This window comes from Serratia sp. CY29653, assembly GCF_052169255.1.
Lineage (GTDB): Bacteria > Pseudomonadota > Gammaproteobacteria > Enterobacterales > Enterobacteriaceae > Serratia > Serratia sarumanii.
Map to the genome: position 1 here is coordinate 982678 of NZ_JBJNLC010000001.1, position 17171 is coordinate 999848.

Consider the following 17171-nt stretch of genomic DNA (forward strand, 5'->3'; position numbering starts at 1 on the left):
GATCGGAGGTGTTGTTATGTCGATGCGCATTGCGCTGGCCGTCACCGTCGTCCTGGCGTTGAGCGGTTGCCGTATCGTTTCGGAGAAAAAGCTGGCGGAGCTTCGCTCCCCGGTGAATCCGCATGTGGCGCAGGCGGCGGAAATTTACCGCAGCCAAATCGCTCCGCAAGCGGTCAAAACGGCGCAGCCGCTGGGCGAGCTGCTCGCCCGGATCGCCCAGGCCAAGGATTTTGACAGCGCCTGCGGTCTGCTGGGGTACCGCGCTCAACCGGAGTTCCCTTGTTATTTCAACGTTAAGGTCAGCGGTGAAGTCGTGGCGGTCAACACCCGGTCGCGCAGCGGAAAATTAACGCTCAAGCTGACCGATGCACCGCTCAGCAGCGTGGAGGTGCAGATCGGGCCGGTTTATCGCGGTACGGCATTGCGCGACAGCTATCGCGGGCTGAGCTACGGCGATTTCAATGACCAAGCGCTGTTCGGCGATTTTGCCAGGGCGATTAATCAGGCTTCGATCGACGAACTGGCCGGATCCCCGCCCAAGGTGGGTGACCACATTACCGTGTACGGCGTATTCAGCAGCTGGCAGGCGCCTGCCGAGCCGCTGTTGATCACGCCGGTACGCATTCAACCTTAAGGGGGCGTGATGAGCGATCCGGTCATTATTCAAACGCGCAACGTTTCGCGTCTCTATCCTGGCGTCACGGCATTGGATAGCGTGAGTTATCAAGTGTTTCGCAATCAGGTCAACGTGCTGATCGGCGAAAACGGCGCCGGCAAGTCGACCATGATGAAGCTGCTGGCGGGGGTGGAAACCCCGACCTCCGGCACCATCGAGCTGGAGGGTAAAGCGGTGACGCTAACTTCCACGCAGCAGGCGGAGCGGCTCGGGATCAGCATTATTTTCCAGGAGCTGAACCTGTTCCCCAACCTGTCGGTGATGGACAACATTTTTATGGCCAACGAGTTCTTCCAGCGTGGCCGCATCAATGTGGACTATCAATATCAGCTGGCCAAATCCTTGCTGCAGCGGCTGGAGTTGGACATCGATCCGCATACGCCGTTGGGCAGTCTCGGCATCGGACATCAGCAACTGGTGGAAATTGCTCGCGCCTTGGCGAAGGACACCCGGGTGCTGATCATGGATGAGCCGACGTCGGCGCTGAGCCAGGCTGAAGTGCGCACGCTGTTTCGGGTGATCGCCGATCTGAAAAAACGCGGCGTCACCATCATCTACATTTCTCACCGTCTGGAAGAGCTGATGGAGATTGGCGATCGCATCACGGTGTTTCGCGATGGGCGTTTTGTTGCCGCCGAGCCGGTCTGCAACGTCAGCATCCCGTGGATCATCGAAAAGATGGTCGGGGAAAAGAGCAAGCACTTTGATTATTGCGCGGCAGAGCAAGGGGATGAAGTGCTGAAGGTTGAGCAGTTGACGCTGCCGCGTGAAAACGGCGGCTATTGCCTTAACGACGTCAGTTTTTCACTGCGCAAAGGGGAAGTGATCGGCATTTATGGCCTGTTGGGCGCCGGCCGCACCGAACTGTTCAAGGTGGTCAACGGCGTGATGCGCCAGACGGCAGGCCGCATTCTGCTCAACGGCAAAAGCGTGGAGCGGTTGGGGTTTCGTCAGCGCATGGCGTTGGGCATGGCGCTGGTGCCGGAAGACAGGCAGGCGGAGGGCTTGGTGCAGATGATGTCGATCAAGGCCAACATGACCCTGGCCAGCCTGGGGCGCAACGCGCTGCGGCCGTTGGCGGCGGCCGGGGAGTGCGCGCTGGTCGACGGCATGATCGAAAAACTGGCGATCAAGGTGAGTGACCGGGAGCTGCCAATCACCAGCCTGAGCGGCGGCAATCAGCAGAAAGTGGTGTTGGGCAAGGCGCTGCTGACCGGGCCGCAGGTAGTGTTTCTCGATGAGCCGACGCGCGGAATCGACGTCGGCGCCAAAACGGACGTTTATCACCTGATTGGCGCGATGGCACGCCAGGGGCTGGCGGTGATGTTCTCTTCGTCGGAGCTGGATGAGGTGGTCTCACTGGCCGACCGGGTGATGGTGATGGCGGACGGGAAACTGACGGCCGATCTGCCGCGCGAACGGGCCGATCGCGAAACGCTGATCCGCGCCTCAACCCCACACGCATAAGGATAAGGCAATGCAAACCAAGTATCGGTTGTATATGTATTTGCTGCAGGCGCGCACCTTCATCGCCCTGTTGCTGGTGGTGCTGTTCTTCAGCGGCATGGTGCCGAATTTTCTGACCGTCTCCAATCTGCTGATCATGACGCAGCACGTGGCGATTACCGGGCTGCTGGCGGTTGGCATGACTCTGGTGATCCTCACCGGCGGCATCGACTTGTCGGTCGGCGCGGTGGCGGGCTTGTGCGGGATGATCGCCGGTGCGCTGTTGACCGTCGGTATCCCGCTGTGGGATGGCAACCGGCTGTTTCTCAACGTTTTCGAAGTGATCGGCGCGGTGGCGCTGTTGGGCGTATTGTTGGGGTTGGTCAACGGCACGCTGATTACGCGGCTCGGCGTTGCGCCGTTCATCTGCACCCTGGGCGCAATGTACGTGGCGCGTGGTGCGGCGTTGTTGACGGCGGACGGCAAAACCTATCCCAATCTGGTGGGCATGGAAGCGCTGGGTAACACCGGTTTCGCGGCCCTGGGATCCGGCACCTTTCTCGGGATTTACAACCCGATTTGGCTGATGTTGGCCATCGTGTTGTTGGGGATCTATCTCACCAAGAAAACGCCGCTGGGCCGTTATATCTATGCGATTGGCGGCAATGAGCCGGCGGCGCGGCTGTCGGGGGTGCCGATCGTCAAAGTGAAAATGTTCGTCTATGCCTTCTCCGGGCTGTGTGCGGCGCTGGTGGGGCTGGTCATCGCTTCTCAGTTGCAAACCGCGCACCCGATGACCGGCAATATGTTCGAGATGGACGCCATCGGCGCGACGGTGCTGGGCGGTACGGCGCTCAGCGGTGGCCGCGGCAGGGTATTCGGTTCGATCATCGGCGCCTTTGTGATCGTTTTTCTGGCGGACGGTCTGGTGATGATGGGCGTCAGCGAGTTCTGGCAAATGGTGATTAAAGGGCTGGTGATCGTTACCGCCGTGGTGATTGACCAGTTCCAGCAGCGTTTGCAGAGCAAGGTCATTTTGATGCAGAGGCAGGAGAAAAAAGCGGTGCAGCCGCTGGCTGAGGTGAGCCATGGCTAAAGCGGATTGCATTGTCGCGTTGGACGAAGGCACCAGCAACGCCAAGGCCGTGGTGGTGGATGCGCAGGGGGCGATCGTCGCCAGAGCCAGCAGGCCGTTGACGCTGCAGACGCCGCAGCCCGGTTGGGTGGAACAGCGGGGCGAGGCCTTACTGGCAGCCTCTCTGGCGGTGCTGCGGGAAGCGATTGCGTTGGCCGGCGCATCCCGTATTGCCGGTATCGCCATCAGCAACCAGCGTGAAACCGCCATCGGTTGGCGGCGTTCCGACGGCCAGCCGATCGGGCCGGCCCTAACCTGGCAATGCACGCGCGCCGCCGATTTCTGTGAACGGCTGCGGCACGATCGGCAGGCCGAAGTGGTGCGTCGCGCCACCGGCCTGCCGCTTTCACCGCTGTTCTCGGCGGCGAAAATGCGCTGGTTGCTCGATCGCTGCGAAGGGGGGCAACGGATGGCGGAGAACGGGGAAATCTGCCTTGGCACCATCGATGCCTGGCTGCTGTGGCAGTTGAGCGGAGGACAGGCATTCGGCTGCGATACCTCCAATGCCGCTCGCACCCAACTGTTGAACCTTGCCTCCGGCGATTGGGACGAGCGGATGCTGGCGCTGTTCAACATTCCCCGCCAGGCGCTGCCGACGATCTCCCCCTCCAGCCATGTGTTCGGCGCGACGTTGGGATTGGAAGGCATTGCCGACGGCATTCCGATTGGCGCAATGGTCGGTGATTCGCATGCGGCGCTGTACGGCCATGCGCTCGGCCAGGCGGGGCAGGTTAAGGCCACCTATGGCACCGGTTCATCGGTGATGGCGCCGATCGCCGAAGCGCAATGCGACACGAGCGCTCTGGCAACGACCGTCGCCTGGCACGATGGCGAGCGTATGCAGTATGCGCTGGAGGGCAATATTCCCCACACCGGCGACGCCATTGCCTGGATGCTGGATATCACCGCCATGCCGGCGGGGGGCGAGACGCCGTTAAGTGAACTGCCTGTTTGCGTGGCCGACAGCGGTGGCGTCTATTTTGTGCCGGCACTGACCGGGGTCGGCGCACCCTGGTGGGATGAGCAGGCGCGCGGCGTGATCTGCGGCCTCAGCCGCGGCACGCGGCGGGAACATTTGGTGCGGGCCGCATTTGAGTCGGTGGCTTATCAAATCGCCGATGTGATCGGCGTATTGCGGCAACAGCCGGGTTTTGCATTGCAGGGGTTAATGGCCGATGGCGGCCCCAGCCGCAATGACTGGCTGATGCAGTTTCAGGCCGATCTGCTGGGTTGCCCGGTGTGGCGCAGCAACACGGCGGAACTCTCGGCGCTGGGGGCGGCGCTGATGGCGATGCGCAGCCTGTGGGGGACTACCGATCGGCAACTGGCGGCATTGTTGCCCCAACATGATGAATTTAAACCCGATATGCAGCGCCACCGGCAGCTGCAGGAAAACTACAGCGCCTGGCGGCAGGCGGTGCAACGCACCTTGTGGCGGCCGCAGGCGAGCTCATTGATGACAGGAGAACAACCATGAATCGTGATTTCACGGGGAAAACCGTGGTGATTACCGGCGCATGCCGCGGCATTGGGGCCGGCATCGCCGAGCGCTTCGCCCGTTTGGGCGCCAATCTGGTGATTGCATCGAATGCGGAACGCATTCTGACCACGGCGGAAACGCTGCGCCAGCGTTATGGTGTGGAGATTCTGCCGGTGATCCTCGACGTCACCGATGAGGCGCAGGTGGTTGATTTTTATCGTCAGGCTTGGGAGCAATTCGGCGCGATCGACGTTTCCATTCAAAACGCCGGGGTGATCACTATCGATCGTTTTGACCAGATGCCCAAAAGCGATTTTGAGAAAGTGTTGGCGGTAAATACCACTGCGGTGTGGCTCTGCTGCCGGGAAGCGGCTAAATATATGGTCGGCCAGCGCCAGGGGCGACTGATCAACACCTCTTCCGGTCAGGGGCGTAACGGATTCATTTACACACCGCATTACGCCGCCAGCAAAATGGGCGTGATCGGCATTACGCAAAGTTTAGCGCTCGAGCTGGCACCGTATGGCATTACCGTCAATGCATTCTGCCCCGGCATCATTGAAAGCGAGATGTGGGAATATAACGACCGCGTTTGGGGCGAAATTCTCAGCGGGCCGGAAAAAACCTACGGCAAAGGGGAGTTGATGGCCGAGTGGGTGGCGGGTATTCCGCTCAAGCGCGCCGGTCAGCCCGAGGACGTGGCGGGTCTCGTGGCCTTTCTTGCCTCGGACGATGCCGACTACATCACCGGCCAAACCATCAATGTGGACGGCGGGTTAATCATGTCATGACGTGACTGTGTCACAAAAACGCGGCGTCGGAACGGCGCCGCATTAACCGCTTACATTTTCCCGCCATTGCAATCCGCGCCGTCGCCCCCATATCCTTATAAATTCGACGTTTTGAGAAGCTTTCTCATCAATTTGTTCGCTAAGGCCGTTTACTGCCGAATATGCCAGCAGATATGTGGTTTTATCGTGCCGCAGGGTTTCCCTGCCGCAGTGGGAAATGCTAACTTAAGGGTTAGGGACGCCACGTTTTGGCATCGTTCATCCGATTCACTCGGCATCGCGGGAAAGAATGTGAAATATTTGCTGATTTTTTTGTTGGTTCTGGTGATCTTCGTGATTTCCGTCACCTTGGGTGCGCATAACGATCAGGTGGTCAATTTCAACTATCTGGTTGCGCAGGGTGACTATCGCGTATCGACCCTGTTGGCCACGCTGTTTGGCGCCGGTTTTGTTCTCGGCTGGATCATTTGCGGCCTGTTTTACCTGCGCACGCGCATTGCGTTGGGCCGCGCCGAGCGCAAGATCAAAAGGCTGGAGCTGCAGCTTGAGCAGCCCGCTGAACCGGCGGCTCAGCCCGTTGTCAGCAAGGAATAATCCTCTATGTTAGAACTGCTGTTTCTGTTGCTGCCCGTGGCTGCCGCGTACGGTTGGTACATGGGGCGCAGAAGCGCTCAGCAGGATAAACAGCAAGAAGCCAACCGCCTGTCGCGTGAATACGTGGCAGGGGTGAACTTTCTGCTTTCCAACCAGCAGGACAAGGCGGTCGATCTGTTCCTCGACATGTTGAAAGAGGACAGCAACACCGTTGAAGCCCACCTGACGCTGGGTAACCTGTTCCGTTCGCGCGGCGAAGTCGACCGCGCCATCCGCATCCACCAGGCCTTGATGGAAAGCGCCTCCCTGACCTTTGAACAGCGCCTGCTGGCGGTACAGCAGCTGGGCCGCGACTATATGGCGGCCGGGCTGTACGATCGCGCGGAAGACATGTTCAGCCAGTTGACTGACGAAGCGGATTTTCGCGTATCGGCGCTGCAGCAACTGCTGGTGATCCATCAGGCCACCAGCGATTGGCAAAAAGCGATCGACGTGGCGGAAAAGCTGGTCAAGCTGGGTAAAGAGAAACAGCGCGTCGAGATCGCGCACTTCTATTGCGAACTGGCGCTGCAGGCGATGGGCAGCGACGATCTCGATCGGGCGATGAGCCTGCTCAAACGTGCGGACGCAGCCGATAAACAGTGTGCGCGCGTATCCATCATGTTCGGGCGCATCTATATGGCGCAAAACGACTACGCCAAAGCGGCAGAGTCGCTGCAACGCGTGCTGAGCCAGGATAAAGAGTTGGTCAGCGAAACGCTGCCGATGCTGCAGGAATGCTACACGCATCTGCCGGAACAACAGCACAGCTGGGTTGAATTCCTGAAACGCTGCGTGGAAGAGAACACCGGCGCCACCGCCGATTTGATGCTGGCCGAGATCATCGAACAGCACGAAGGGCGCGACGTGGTGCAGGTCTATATCAACCGCCAGCTGCAGCGCCATCCGACCATGCGCGTGTTTTACCGGCTGATGGATTATCACCTGGCGGACGCCGAAGACGGCCGGGCGAAAGAGAGCCTGCTGCTGTTGCGCGATATGGTCGGCGAGCAAATTCGCACCAAGCCGCGTTACCGCTGCCACAAATGCGGCTTCACCGCGCACTCGCTCTATTGGCATTGCCCGTCGTGCCGAGCCTGGTCATCGGTCAAACCGATCCGCGGTCTGGACGGGCAATAACGCGGCGGCGGGGCAAAACAAAACGGGGCGATTTATCGCCCCGTTTTTTCGTTTGCCGCTTACTTTTTCTTGCCGCCTTTGGCGCCGGTTTTCAACAGCTGGCGCAGTTTCTTCAGTTCTTTCTGGCTCAGCGGCTGTTCAACCTCTTCTTCGGTGCTTTGATTGTCGATCTCGCCGTGGTGCAGCTCATCCGCCTTTTTGGCCGGCTTTTCTGCCTTGGCGGCGGGCGCGTTGAAGCTGTTTTCCAGGCGCTGGCATACTTCCACGCTCAACGAAAATTCGTTTTCAGCGGCGGCGGCGCGGATTTTTTCCTTCAGTTCCAGAGGAATTTTGATGGTAAGTGTCGATATCTCGCTCATTTTGAAAGCCTTTCTGCAGGAAGATGCCTTCAAGCTAAGCCACTGACGATCGGGTGTCTAGTGTGTAATAAAAATTTAATATTTCTGTAACAAAGAAGGGTGAGGCAAACGCGGGTTTTTTAGGCGAGAAACAGAGGCAGGGCCCGAGCGTGCGGGCCCTGTACCGGAAACATTATTTATAGATGATCGCGGTGCCGCTCAGCATGTTGTTACCGCCGGCGGAGATGATGCGGTAGCTGCCGGCGCCTTGGGCATCGGCTTTAGCGGCCAGTTTTTTCTCCAGGCTGCTGAGGGTGGTCGCATGGCCCGCGGAAACGATGCCGCTGGCGGTCAGGCTGTCAGCCTGTTGGCTGTTGACCGGCTCAGCGGCGAAGGTAGCGAAAGAGGTCAGTGCGATAGCGGTAGCGGCTGCAAAATATTTGATGGTTTTCATAGGTGACTCCAGTCTGTTTATTTAGGAAGGAAGCCATTCGCTTCCGATGTGGTGAATAATAAAGCATCTGCGCCGTTTGAAAATCTGATAATGCTGAGCAAGTTGTTCAAAATGTTTGATTGAGAATTTACGCATCTTTACGACGTTTTACGCTGCGTGGTTTATCGCTGACGCGCTTTTGTTGACGCGCCATGACAAAGGTGAGAGGTAACATGACAGAGCGGCGGTACGCGCTGCGGCTGGGATTTCTGGCCCCCGGCATGTAGAATGCGGCGGTCAGTTTCGCGGGTGAGTACCTGATTATGTCCATTTTACAGAAGGTAGAAGAAATGAAGTCTGAAAATAACACTAATAACAATGACTTAAAATCATCTCCAATCGTTGTGGCGTTAGATTACGCCGATAAGAACGCTGCGCTGGCGTTCGCCGACCGTATCGATCCGCAAGACTGCCGGCTGAAAGTGGGCAAAGAAATGTTCACGCTGTTTGGGCCGCAGCTGGTGCGCGATCTGCACGGGCGCGGTTTCGACGTGTTTCTCGACCTGAAATTCCACGATATTCCCAATACCACCGCGCATGCGGTTGCGGCAGCGGCCGAGCTGGGCGTTTGGATGGTCAACGTCCATGCCAGCGGCGGCGCGCGCATGATGACCGCCGCTAAAGAAGCGCTGCTGCCTTACGGAGCGGATGCGCCGCTGCTGATCGCCGTGACGGTGCTCACCAGCATGGAAGCGGAAGACCTGCGCGGCATTGGCATCGAGGCCAGCCCGGCGGAACACGCCGAGCGCCTGGCGCGCCTGGCCCGCGACTGCGGGCTGGACGGCGTGGTCTGTTCGGCACACGAAGCGCAGCGCCTGAAGGCCGCCTGCGGGCAGGCTTTCCAGCTGGTTACGCCGGGGATCCGCCCTGAAGGCAGCGCGGCGGGCGATCAGCGCCGTATCATGACCCCGGTGCAGGCCCAGGCCGCCGGCGTGGACTACATGGTGATTGGACGTCCGATCACCCAATCTGCGGATCCGGCCGCGACGCTGCGCGCGATCCGCGCCTCTTTGGCCTGAGGAGGCAATGATGAATGACGATAACAGCCGCCTGGTGTATTCCACGGACACCGGCCGCATCAAGCAGGAAGACGTTAAACCGCAACGCGCCAAGGGCGACGGCATCGTGCGCATCCAGCGTCAGACCAGCGGCCGCAAGGGGAAGGGGGTATGCCTGATCGCCGGCGTCGATCTGGATGATGCCGCGCTCGACAAACTGGCGGCCGAGCTGAAAAAGAAATGCGGTTGCGGCGGTTCTGTGAAAGACGGGATTATCGAGATCCAGGGCGATAAACGCGATCTGCTCAAACAGCTGCTGGAAGCCAAAGGCATGAAGGTCAAACTGGCGGGCGGTTGAGGTGAATCGCCATGCCGCGGTGCAATACTGCGGCATGGCTTGAGGTTGTTGCTGCCGGGGGTTAGCCCGTTAACGGCAAAAGAACCATAGACTTAAAGTAAAACAGACCTGAAATCATCGTTATTCTGGTTAATACGTCAAAGCGCCGAGGCGCTTTTGCCAGCCTGTCGGCCGAGGTCTCTCGGTCAGGTTATTTGCCAACCTGGTGACCGATGATGCCCCCTACCGCAGCCCCACCCAGCGTGCCCAGCGCGCTGCCGTCTGTCAGCACTGCGCCGCCGACTGCACCGGCGCCGGCGCCGATAGCGGTGTTGCGATCGCGTTTGGACATGTTGGAACAGGCGCTGAGTGAAAACGCCAGAGTCAGTGCCAGCGCGGCGGTGGCGAAACGTTTATTGATAATCATCATAATGACTTCTCCTTAGCATTGGCTATATGGAAGTGCCCTATAAGTATAGGCGTTAACCATAAATCAGGCCTGCCGTTGATTCCCGTACAGTATCGATATAAAAAATGGCATTTTTTGTTAACGGCCGAATAATTAGCAAGTTACGGCCCAAAAGGCGCCGAAACTGAGTATAGGTTTCTCGGGAAGGATAAACAGGTAAATAGTCTTAAAATCCCGCTGCGCAAGGGGAAGGCGCGCGGTGTAGCCCGCGCGGTGCGGCGGTGACCTGCGTTATTCGTTAACCAGCTCCACCTGTACGCCCTGGCGTTTCAGCTGATGCTGATACTCCAGCGCCAAGCGCGAATCGGTGATCACCCGGCTGATCTGGCCGGTCTGCGCCAGCGGGTTGGGCTGGATCTGGCCGAACTTGCTCGAGTCCGTCAGCACGATATTCTCCACGCCCTTGGCCAGCACCGCGCTGACCACGTCGGCGCGCATCATGTCGCGGCCGGTAAAGCCGGTTTCGGCCTGAAAGCCGTCAATGCCGATAAACGCCTTGTTGAAATGCACCTGCTGAATGCACAGCCGCGTAAGCGGGCCGACCACGGTCTCGCTTTTCTTCTGGTACATGCCGCCCAGCACAATCACGTCGCAGTCGGTTTCTTTCAGCAGGTTGGCGATGTAGTGGCTGACGGTGATCAGCGTAATGCGCTTGCGCTCGGCGATGTAGCGTGCCAGCAGGGCATTGGCGCTACCGCTCTCGATGAAGATCGTTTCGCCGTCGTTGACCTGCGCGGCGGCATATTGCGCCAACCGTTGTTTGAGGGTGAAATTGGACATCATGCGGGCGTCGACGTCGTCGCTCTCCAGCGCCACGGCGGAACCGTGTACCCGCTTCAGATAACTGCGCTTTTCCAGCAGGTTGAGATCCTGCCGGATGGTGACTTCCGAGACGCCCGAGGCGCGCGCCAGCTCATTGACGCTGATCCGCCGGCGATCGTTAACCAACTGCAATATGGTCTGTTGTCGTAAATTCATATCGGCCTGATGATGCGGCCGCCAAGGCGCGGCCGCTAAGAGTCAAAGGTTTAAAGAGTATGTTCTGTGCGCGCAATAATATCATCCTGCGCCTCAGGGGATAATGCGGTAAAGAAGGCGGAATAGCCAGCTACGCGAACCACTAAATCACGATATTGGTCAGGGTGTTGCTTCGCCGCCAGCAGCGTTTCGCGCGACACGATGTTGTACTGCACATGCCAGCCGCGATAGCTCTCGAAGAAGGTGCGCAACATCAGCATCAGCTTTTCCCGATCGCGCGGGTTGTCCAGCGTCGCCGGGTTCAGCTTTTGGTTGAGCAGCACGCCGCCGAGGATTGCCTCGGTAGGCAACTTGGCGAGCGAATTGAACACCGCGGTCGGCCCCAGGTGGTCGGTGCCGGACGCCGGGCTGGCGCCTTCCGCCAGCGGCTGGTGCGCCTTGCGTCCATCCGGGGTGGCGAGGGTGGCAGCGCCGAAGGGCACGTTGGCCGAGATTGACGAGGTGCCGGCGTAGTAGCCGCCGCCTATCGGCCCGCGGCCGAAGCGGGTGTTGCGATACTGCTTCAGTTCGTCGATGTAGGTTTGGTAGGCGCGCACCAGCAGCCGATCGACCTCGTCCACGTCGTTGCCGTATTTGGGCGCGGCGTTGAGCAGCCGCTGGCGCAGCTGTTCGCCATCCAGCCCGGCGAAGTCGTCGGCCAGCGCCGCCGCCAGCCGCTGCTGGCCGATCGCCCCTTGCTCGAACACCAGTTTGCGCACCGCCGCCAGGCTGTTGCCGAGGTTGGCGATGCCGACCTGCAGGCCGGAAACCCAGTCGTACTTGGCGCCGCCCTGCTTGATGCTTTTGCCGCGTTCGATGCAGTCATCCACCAGCGCGGAGCAGAGAATATCGTGGGCGTTCTCCTCCAGCACGCTGTCCACCACGCATTCGATCTCAATTGACTTGCGCGTGTAGTAGCGGATTTGTCGGTCCCAGGCGGCCATCACCTGCTCGAAATCGGCGAAGTTTCCTTTGGACAGCGCCTGTTCCTGCGGCAGGAAAATCTGCCCGGAGGTGGCGTCGCGGCCCTGTTCCAGCGCCGCCAGCAGCACGCGGGCAAAGTTGATGAAGCTCATGCCGGTGCAGCGATAGCCCCATTTGCCGCCGACGGCGGTCTCGATGCAGCCGATGGCGGCATAGTCGTAGGCGTCCTGCGGTTCAACCCCCAGCTTGATGAACTCGGGAATGACGATTTCGTCGTTGTTGAACGCCGGCATGCCGAAGCCGCAGCGGATCACCTGTACGCAGGCGTCGAGGAAATCGGCGCTCATTCCTGCGTGGTAACGTACGCTGAGGTTGGGTTGGGTGGAGCGCAGGCGGCCGCAGGATTCGAGGATGGCGTAGGACAGCGGGTTGACCGCGTCGCACGGCCGGCCGTCGAGCAGTTTTTGGCCGCCGATGGTGACGTTCTGGTACAGCGGGCTGCCGGCGGAGGCCTTGGAGTGCGAGCCGGAGCGGATCTTGTTGACCTCCAGCAGCTTCAGCCAGCAACTGTGCAGCAGCTCGATGGCGTCTTCCCGCGCCAGGTTCTGCTCCAGCTCGACGTCGCGCCGATACCAGGGATAGAGATATTGGTCGAGACGGCCGAAGGAAACCGAATGGCCGTTGGATTCGATCTGCAACGTCAGCTGGATGAAATAGCACAGCTGCAGCGCCTGCCAGAAGGTGTGCGGCGGGCGATGGGCGATCAGATCGCAGTTGTCTGCGATAGCCAGCAGCTCGGTGCGCCGCCAGTCGCGGGTTTCGCGCTGCGCCATGTCGCGCGCCAGGTGAGCGAAGCGCAGTATGTGTTCGCTCAGCGCCGCCAGCACGATGTCGATGGCGTTGAGAAACTGCGCTTTATGCAGATCTTCCCACTCGGTCAGGCGCAGGCGGCTGCGGCGCGCGTTCACCTTTTCACGCAGGCCGTCGAGGCCTAGTTCCAGCAGCAGCGGGAAGTTGACCGCCAGGTGGGCGTCGCCGGAGGTCATGTTGCCCTCGGCTTTGATGATGCCGGTGGCGAGCAGCGCCTTCTGTTCGTCGGTAAACATGCCATAGCAGCGATCCTGCACCGTTTGGCCGCGCCACCAGGGGCAAAGACGGTGCAAAATCGCCTTGTTCTCTTCGCTGACCGAGAAGCCGGCGCCCGGCCGGTCGGCCAACTGGTCGATCTCGTTTTCTATCCAGCCGACGGTGTATTCGGGGAAGATCGGCGCGGCGCGCAGCTCGCTGGCCTGGTTGCCGACGATCAGCTCGTCGTTGGCGATCCAGATGCTGCGCTTCGCCAGATGGTTGGCCAGCGCCAGCGCGCGGCGCACCGGCAGCGGCCGATCCTGATGCTGTTGATAGGCCTCGGTATAGTGCTGAGCGCGTTCGGTGCACACCGGCGGTTTGACGATGTGAATCAGCGCGTTCTTATGCGCCTGGATGCGGGCGCTGAGGGTGGTCAAATCCAACGTAGTCATGGCGTTATCCTCGCAAAATGGCGCTCAGGCCTTTGGCGCCGGCATACGCTTCGGCGAAGGCCAGCAGATCGGGCGCGTCCAGCGGCGTGCGGGAGGCGCGGTAAGGTTCGCCGAGCAGGTGATACTTGTTGATGCCCAGCGTGTGGTACGGCAAAAAATGGATTTCCGACACGCCGATCTCGTCGGCGGCGAAGTCGACAATCGCGCGGACAGAATGGCGATCGGCGTTGAAATCGGGGATCAGCGGCACGCGCACGGTCATTGGCACGCCGTGCGCCGCCAGCCGGCGGAAATTGTTCATCACCCGACGGGCGGAGCCGCCGGTCCAGGTGTTGAAACGCGCTTCATCGGTGTGTTTGAGATCGGCCAACAGCAGATCCAGCCAGGGCAACGAAGGGGCGATGTAACGCCACGGAACGTGCAGACAGGATTCGACGGCGGTGTGGATGCCGGCTTCGCGGCCGCGCCGCAGCAGCTCCGCCGCGACCTCCGGCTGCATAAAGGGTTCGCCGCCGGACAGCGTTACACCACCGCCGCTGCGCAGGTAGAAAGGCTTATCCCGCATCACCTCGGCCATGATATCGTCGGGGTTGACCGCGCTGCCGCACAGGCTGAGCGCGCCGGTCGGGCAGGCGGCGGCCAGCGCCGCATAGTCGTCTGCGCTGATGGCTTCGCGCCGCAGCGTCAGCGCGCCCTCGTCACGCTGCAGGCCTTGCGGGCAGCGCTCGGCGCACAGCGTACAGCCGCTCAGGCACAGGCGTTCGTCAAACAGCAGATCCGCGTGGCGCGAGCGGCTTTCGGGGTTCTGGCACCAGCGGCAGCTCAGCGGGCACCCTTTTAAAAAGACCACGCTGCGGATACCGGGGCCGTCATGGGTCGAGTAGCGCTGCAGATTGAAGAACATGAGTCACCCGTTTGGCGTTGCTGAATCTTTCGCCATTAAAAATGTTTCGAATGAAAGTTGGATTGATTTTGGTCAAAGGTTGGCGGGGTTTTTGCCCTATGATGATCAGAGTTTGAATCCGCCCACAGAACATGACACAGGAGTCCGTGATGGAGCTTTATCTCGATACCGCCGATGTGACGGCGGTAAAACGCCTGGCGCGCATTCTGCCGCTGCACGGCGTCACCACCAACCCAAGCATCGTGGCGAAGGAAGGCAAGCCGATCTGGGAAGTGCTGCCCGCGCTGCGCGACGCCCTCGGCGGCACCGGCAAGCTGTTCGCGCAGGTGATGGCGGCCGATGCGGAGCGCATGGTGGCGGAGGCCGCGCTGCTCAGCCAGCGCGTACCGGGGTTGGTGGTCAAGATCCCCGCAACCGCCGAGGGGCTGGCGGCGATCAAGAAGCTTAAAACGATGTCCATCCCGACGCTGGGCACGGCGGTATACGGCGCCGGGCAGGGGCTGCTGGCGGCCTTGGCCGGGGCGGAATACGTGGCGCCTTACGTCAATCGGGTGGACGCGCAGGGCGGCGACGGCATCGAAATGGTGCACGAGCTGCAGCAGCTGCTGAGCCTGCACGCGCCGTCGGCGCAGGTGCTGGCCGCCAGCTTCAAGACGCCGCGCCAGGCGCTGGAATGCTTGTTGGCGGGTTGCCAGGCGATCACGCTGCCGGTGGATGTGGCGGAGCAGTTCCTGAGCGCGCCGGCGGTGCAGGCCGCGGTCGAGAAATTCGAACAGGATTGGCAGGGGGCGTTCGGCAGCAATTTGCTGGGCTGATAGCTGTCCGTCTCGTTTACTGATTCTCCTCCCGATCGACAATTAATTTTAAAGGATGGCGCATCATGGCGTCATCCTCCCGCCGTTTCGCCATTCTTCGCATGCCCGCCGCCTCCCTTATGGTTTTGTGAATCGCAGTGCCATAAAGCTGTTGATTTTTCCCCCTCGAAGCTCATAATTCGCCCCAGAGTAAGTTTATTTACATTAATTTACTTAACTTATGATTTTGACCAAATAAATAACTATAAGTAACGGTGAGGAGCCAAGGATGCGCTCAGATTCAGATACTGCTCGTGCTTTACTTTATTCTATCCGCTGCGGGCTGTCGGGATTATTGATCGGCGTTGTACCCCTGTTTTCCGCTTCGGCGTCTACCAGCGATGGAATGGCGTCCATTGATGCCCGCGAACAGCAGCGCCAGCAGGAGCGCGAACGCGCCCTGCAACAGCAAAATGCCCCACAGGCCGATGCGCGCCTTTCCCGTCCCGACGTTGTGCTGCCCGATTACCCAACCGATGAACGCCCTTGCTTCATCATCAATCGGCTAACGTTGGTCGGCGAGTCTGCCGATCGCTTTCAATGGGCGTTGAACGCCGCGGCGGATACCAGGGGCCGCTGTCTGGGTAGCCAGGGCATTGTGCTTGCCATCAACAAGGTGCAAAACGCCATACTGGCCAAGGGCTATGTCACCACACGCGTGATGGCGCAGGAGCAGGACTTGACCACGGGCGTGTTGGCGCTGACGCTGCAGCCGGGGCGTATCGGTGAGATCCGCTTTGAGGAGCCGGTCTCCTGGCGTGGGCGGCTGTGGAACGCTATTCCGGCCTCACGCGGCGATATTCTCAGCCTGCGCGATATCGAACAGGGGCTGGAGAACTTCAGGCGGGTGCCCAGCGCCAATGCCGATATTAAAATCGTACCCGGCGCCGAGGACGGAACCAGTGACCTGCAGGTCAACTGGCACGAAGGGCGCCCGGTGCGGCTCAGCCTGGGGCTGGACGACAGCGGCTCCAAAAGTACCGGGCGTTATCTCGGTTCGGCCACTCTGGCTATCGATGCGCCGTTTGCACAGAATGACCTGTTTTACGCCAACATCGGCAAGGATGTGTTTCAGCACGGGCCGTTCGGCAACCGTTCACATACGCTGAACTACTTTTTCCCGGTGGGATATTGGGCTTTCTCGGCCAATTACAACGACTACACCTATCACCAGAACATCCCCAACGCCAATGAGGTGCTGCGCTACAGCGGCAAGAGCGACAACATTCAGTTGACCGTCTCCCGGTTGCTGTACCGCGACCAGTCGCACAAGTTAACGCTCAACCTGCGCGGCTACCGCAAGCACTCGACTAACGCCGTGGACAACGTTGATATTGTGTCGCAAAAACGTCGGACCGCCGGCTGGGAGCTGGGGCTGAATCAGCGCAGCTACTACGGTACCACTACGCTGGACGCCAATATCAACTGGCGCCGCGGCACCGGCGCATTCAATGCCCTGCCTGCCCCGGAAGAGTCGCGTCATGAAGGCAGCGCACGTACCGGCATTTTGCTCGGCGACCTGGGCATCAATCAGCCGTTCTCCTGGGGCGATCAGCCCTGGCGGGTGTATACCAGCGTAAGGGGGCAGTGGAGCCCGAACGCGCTGACGCCGCAGGAGCGGATGGCCATTGCCGGGCGTTACACGGTGCGTGGCTTTGACGGCGAACAGATGCTGTCCGGCGAAAAGGGCCTGCTATGGCGCAATGAAATCGCCTGGAACGTGTTTTCTCGCGGGCATGAATTGTATCTGGCCGCCGACTACGGCCGGGTGGACGGCCCAAACACTCGCCACTTGGTTGGCCATCAATTGGCGGGCAGCGCGCTCGGCGTGCGCGGCGCGCTGTGGGCGCGATTCAGCTATGACCTGTTTGCCGGCGTTCCGCTCTACAAGCCTGCGGGGTTCCATACCTCCGGCGCGACCGCGGGTTTTAGCGTAAATCTGGAAATCTGAACATCGCGATACCGGCAGCGTTGCTGCGCTGATCTGAACGGACTGACTTTTCTCACGGATGTGAC

Annotated in this window: 17 protein-coding genes; 11 read left to right on the forward strand and 6 right to left on the reverse strand. The window is 60.2% G+C overall.

Annotated elements, in window-relative coordinates; translation table 11 throughout:
- Positions 1-16 precede the first annotated feature (16 nt).
- The 7 genes from ACJ8HN_RS04865 (at position 17) to lapB (ending at position 7301) form a co-directional block, all read left to right on the forward strand.
- Complete coding sequence (locus ACJ8HN_RS04865; protein WP_060421013.1) at positions 17-634, forward strand: DUF2291 family protein; 618 nt, start codon at positions 17-19, stop codon at positions 632-634.
- A 9-nt stretch (positions 635-643) separates the two neighbouring features.
- Positions 644-2143, forward strand: coding sequence for a sugar ABC transporter ATP-binding protein (locus tag ACJ8HN_RS04870; RefSeq protein WP_369783689.1), 1500 nt, complete (start codon positions 644-646; stop codon positions 2141-2143).
- Positions 2144-2153: 10 nt separating this feature from the next.
- Complete coding sequence (locus ACJ8HN_RS04875) at positions 2154-3218, forward strand: ABC transporter permease (RefSeq protein ID WP_103772341.1); 1065 nt, start codon at positions 2154-2156, stop codon at positions 3216-3218.
- A complete protein-coding gene (locus ACJ8HN_RS04880; protein WP_442523116.1) occupies positions 3211-4734 on the forward strand; it encodes an FGGY family carbohydrate kinase in 1524 nt (507 codons plus the stop codon). The genes ACJ8HN_RS04875 and ACJ8HN_RS04880 overlap by 8 nt, the downstream gene beginning before the upstream one ends.
- On the forward strand, positions 4731-5528 hold the full coding sequence (locus ACJ8HN_RS04885) for an SDR family oxidoreductase (RefSeq protein ID WP_049195433.1): 798 nt from the start codon (positions 4731-4733) through the stop codon (positions 5526-5528). Before ACJ8HN_RS04880 ends, ACJ8HN_RS04885 begins: the two co-directional genes overlap by 4 nt.
- 291 nt (positions 5529-5819) lie before the next feature.
- Positions 5820-6122, forward strand: coding sequence for a LapA family protein (locus ACJ8HN_RS04890; RefSeq protein ID WP_004930650.1), 303 nt, complete (start codon positions 5820-5822; stop codon positions 6120-6122).
- 6 nt (positions 6123-6128) lie between these two features.
- Positions 6129-7301 carry a lipopolysaccharide assembly protein LapB gene (gene lapB / locus ACJ8HN_RS04895; RefSeq protein ID WP_033634721.1) on the forward strand — a complete coding sequence of 391 codons (1173 nt, stop codon included), beginning with the start codon at positions 6129-6131 and terminating at the stop codon, positions 7299-7301.
- 59 nt (positions 7302-7360) lie between these two features.
- Here the strand turns inward: lapB and ACJ8HN_RS04900 are convergent, their stop codons facing one another.
- Together ACJ8HN_RS04900 and bhsA are read right to left on the reverse strand one after the other, a co-directional pair.
- Entirely contained in the window at positions 7361-7660 is a 300-nt protein-coding gene (locus tag ACJ8HN_RS04900) for an Arc family DNA-binding protein (RefSeq protein ID WP_033653022.1), read from the reverse strand.
- Positions 7661-7832: 172 nt separating this feature from the next.
- Positions 7833-8093, reverse strand: coding sequence for a multiple stress resistance protein BhsA (gene bhsA / locus ACJ8HN_RS04905; protein ID WP_041035330.1), 261 nt, complete (start codon positions 8091-8093; stop codon positions 7833-7835).
- A 329-nt stretch (positions 8094-8422) separates the two neighbouring features.
- On the opposite strand from bhsA, the gene pyrF reads away from it, so the two are divergent.
- Together pyrF and yciH are read left to right on the forward strand one after the other, a co-directional pair.
- Positions 8423-9151, forward strand: coding sequence for an orotidine-5'-phosphate decarboxylase (gene pyrF / locus ACJ8HN_RS04910; protein WP_049232982.1), 729 nt, complete (start codon positions 8423-8425; stop codon positions 9149-9151).
- A gap of 10 nt (positions 9152-9161) precedes the next feature.
- Entirely contained in the window at positions 9162-9488 is a 327-nt protein-coding gene (gene yciH, locus ACJ8HN_RS04915; RefSeq protein ID WP_033647552.1) for a stress response translation initiation inhibitor YciH, read from the forward strand.
- Between the two features lie 190 nt (positions 9489-9678).
- Here the strand turns inward: yciH and osmB are convergent, their stop codons facing one another.
- The 4 genes from osmB to ACJ8HN_RS04935 all read right to left on the reverse strand — a co-directional run bounded on the left by osmB (position 9679) and on the right by ACJ8HN_RS04935 (position 14301).
- Positions 9679-9897, reverse strand: a complete 219-nt coding sequence (gene osmB, locus ACJ8HN_RS04920) for an osmotically-inducible lipoprotein OsmB (protein WP_004945176.1) — start codon at positions 9895-9897, stop codon at positions 9679-9681.
- Positions 9898-10167: 270 nt separating this feature from the next.
- On the reverse strand, positions 10168-10914 hold the full coding sequence (locus tag ACJ8HN_RS04925; protein WP_033647550.1) for a DeoR/GlpR family DNA-binding transcription regulator: 747 nt from the start codon (positions 10912-10914) through the stop codon (positions 10168-10170).
- Between the two features lie 50 nt (positions 10915-10964).
- A complete protein-coding gene (locus tag ACJ8HN_RS04930; RefSeq protein WP_060420996.1) occupies positions 10965-13397 on the reverse strand; it encodes a formate C-acetyltransferase/glycerol dehydratase family glycyl radical enzyme in 2433 nt (810 codons plus the stop codon).
- 4 nt (positions 13398-13401) lie between these two features.
- Positions 13402-14301: a glycyl-radical enzyme activating protein gene (locus ACJ8HN_RS04935; protein ID WP_060452607.1), complete on the reverse strand. Its 900-nt coding sequence runs from the start codon at positions 14299-14301 to the stop codon at positions 13402-13404.
- Positions 14302-14450: 149 nt separating this feature from the next.
- Between ACJ8HN_RS04935 and fsa the strand changes: the two genes are divergently transcribed.
- Positions 14451-15116 (forward strand): fructose-6-phosphate aldolase, encoded by a 666-nt coding sequence (gene fsa, locus ACJ8HN_RS04940; RefSeq protein WP_033647546.1) that lies wholly within the window; start codon positions 14451-14453, stop codon positions 15114-15116.
- A gap of 385 nt (positions 15117-15501) precedes the next feature.
- Complete coding sequence (locus tag ACJ8HN_RS04945; protein ID WP_225369030.1) at positions 15502-17106, forward strand: ShlB/FhaC/HecB family hemolysin secretion/activation protein; 1605 nt, start codon at positions 15502-15504, stop codon at positions 17104-17106.
- Positions 17107-17171: the final 65 nt, after the last annotated feature.

Bases quoted from the DNA above. Each gene is read 5' to 3' on its own strand.
- bhsA (WP_041035330.1), bottom strand. From the start codon at position 8,093: ATGAAAACCATCAAATATTTTGCAGCCGCTACCGCTATCGCACTGACC.
- ACJ8HN_RS04880 (WP_442523116.1), top strand. From the start codon at position 3,211: ATGGCTAAAGCGGATTGCATTGTCGCGTTGGACGAAGGCACCAGCAAC.
- osmB (WP_004945176.1), bottom strand. From the start codon at position 9,897: ATGATGATTATCAATAAACGTTTCGCCACCGCCGCGCTGGCACTGACT.
- ACJ8HN_RS04935 (WP_060452607.1), bottom strand. From the start codon at position 14,301: ATGTTCTTCAATCTGCAGCGCTACTCGACCCATGACGGCCCCGGTATC.
- fsa (WP_033647546.1), top strand. From the start codon at position 14,451: ATGGAGCTTTATCTCGATACCGCCGATGTGACGGCGGTAAAACGCCTG.
- ACJ8HN_RS04900 (WP_033653022.1), bottom strand. From the start codon at position 7,660: ATGAGCGAGATATCGACACTTACCATCAAAATTCCTCTGGAACTGAAG.
- ACJ8HN_RS04885 (WP_049195433.1), top strand. From the start codon at position 4,731: ATGAATCGTGATTTCACGGGGAAAACCGTGGTGATTACCGGCGCATGC.
- ACJ8HN_RS04930 (WP_060420996.1), bottom strand. From the start codon at position 13,397: ATGACTACGTTGGATTTGACCACCCTCAGCGCCCGCATCCAGGCGCAT.
- ACJ8HN_RS04870 (WP_369783689.1), top strand. From the start codon at position 644: ATGAGCGATCCGGTCATTATTCAAACGCGCAACGTTTCGCGTCTCTAT.
- ACJ8HN_RS04865 (WP_060421013.1), top strand. From the start codon at position 17: ATGTCGATGCGCATTGCGCTGGCCGTCACCGTCGTCCTGGCGTTGAGC.
- ACJ8HN_RS04925 (WP_033647550.1), bottom strand. From the start codon at position 10,914: ATGAATTTACGACAACAGACCATATTGCAGTTGGTTAACGATCGCCGG.
- lapB (WP_033634721.1), top strand. From the start codon at position 6,129: ATGTTAGAACTGCTGTTTCTGTTGCTGCCCGTGGCTGCCGCGTACGGT.
- ACJ8HN_RS04875 (WP_103772341.1), top strand. From the start codon at position 2,154: ATGCAAACCAAGTATCGGTTGTATATGTATTTGCTGCAGGCGCGCACC.
- pyrF (WP_049232982.1), top strand. From the start codon at position 8,423: ATGAAGTCTGAAAATAACACTAATAACAATGACTTAAAATCATCTCCA.
- yciH (WP_033647552.1), top strand. From the start codon at position 9,162: ATGAATGACGATAACAGCCGCCTGGTGTATTCCACGGACACCGGCCGC.
- ACJ8HN_RS04945 (WP_225369030.1), top strand. From the start codon at position 15,502: ATGGCGTCCATTGATGCCCGCGAACAGCAGCGCCAGCAGGAGCGCGAA.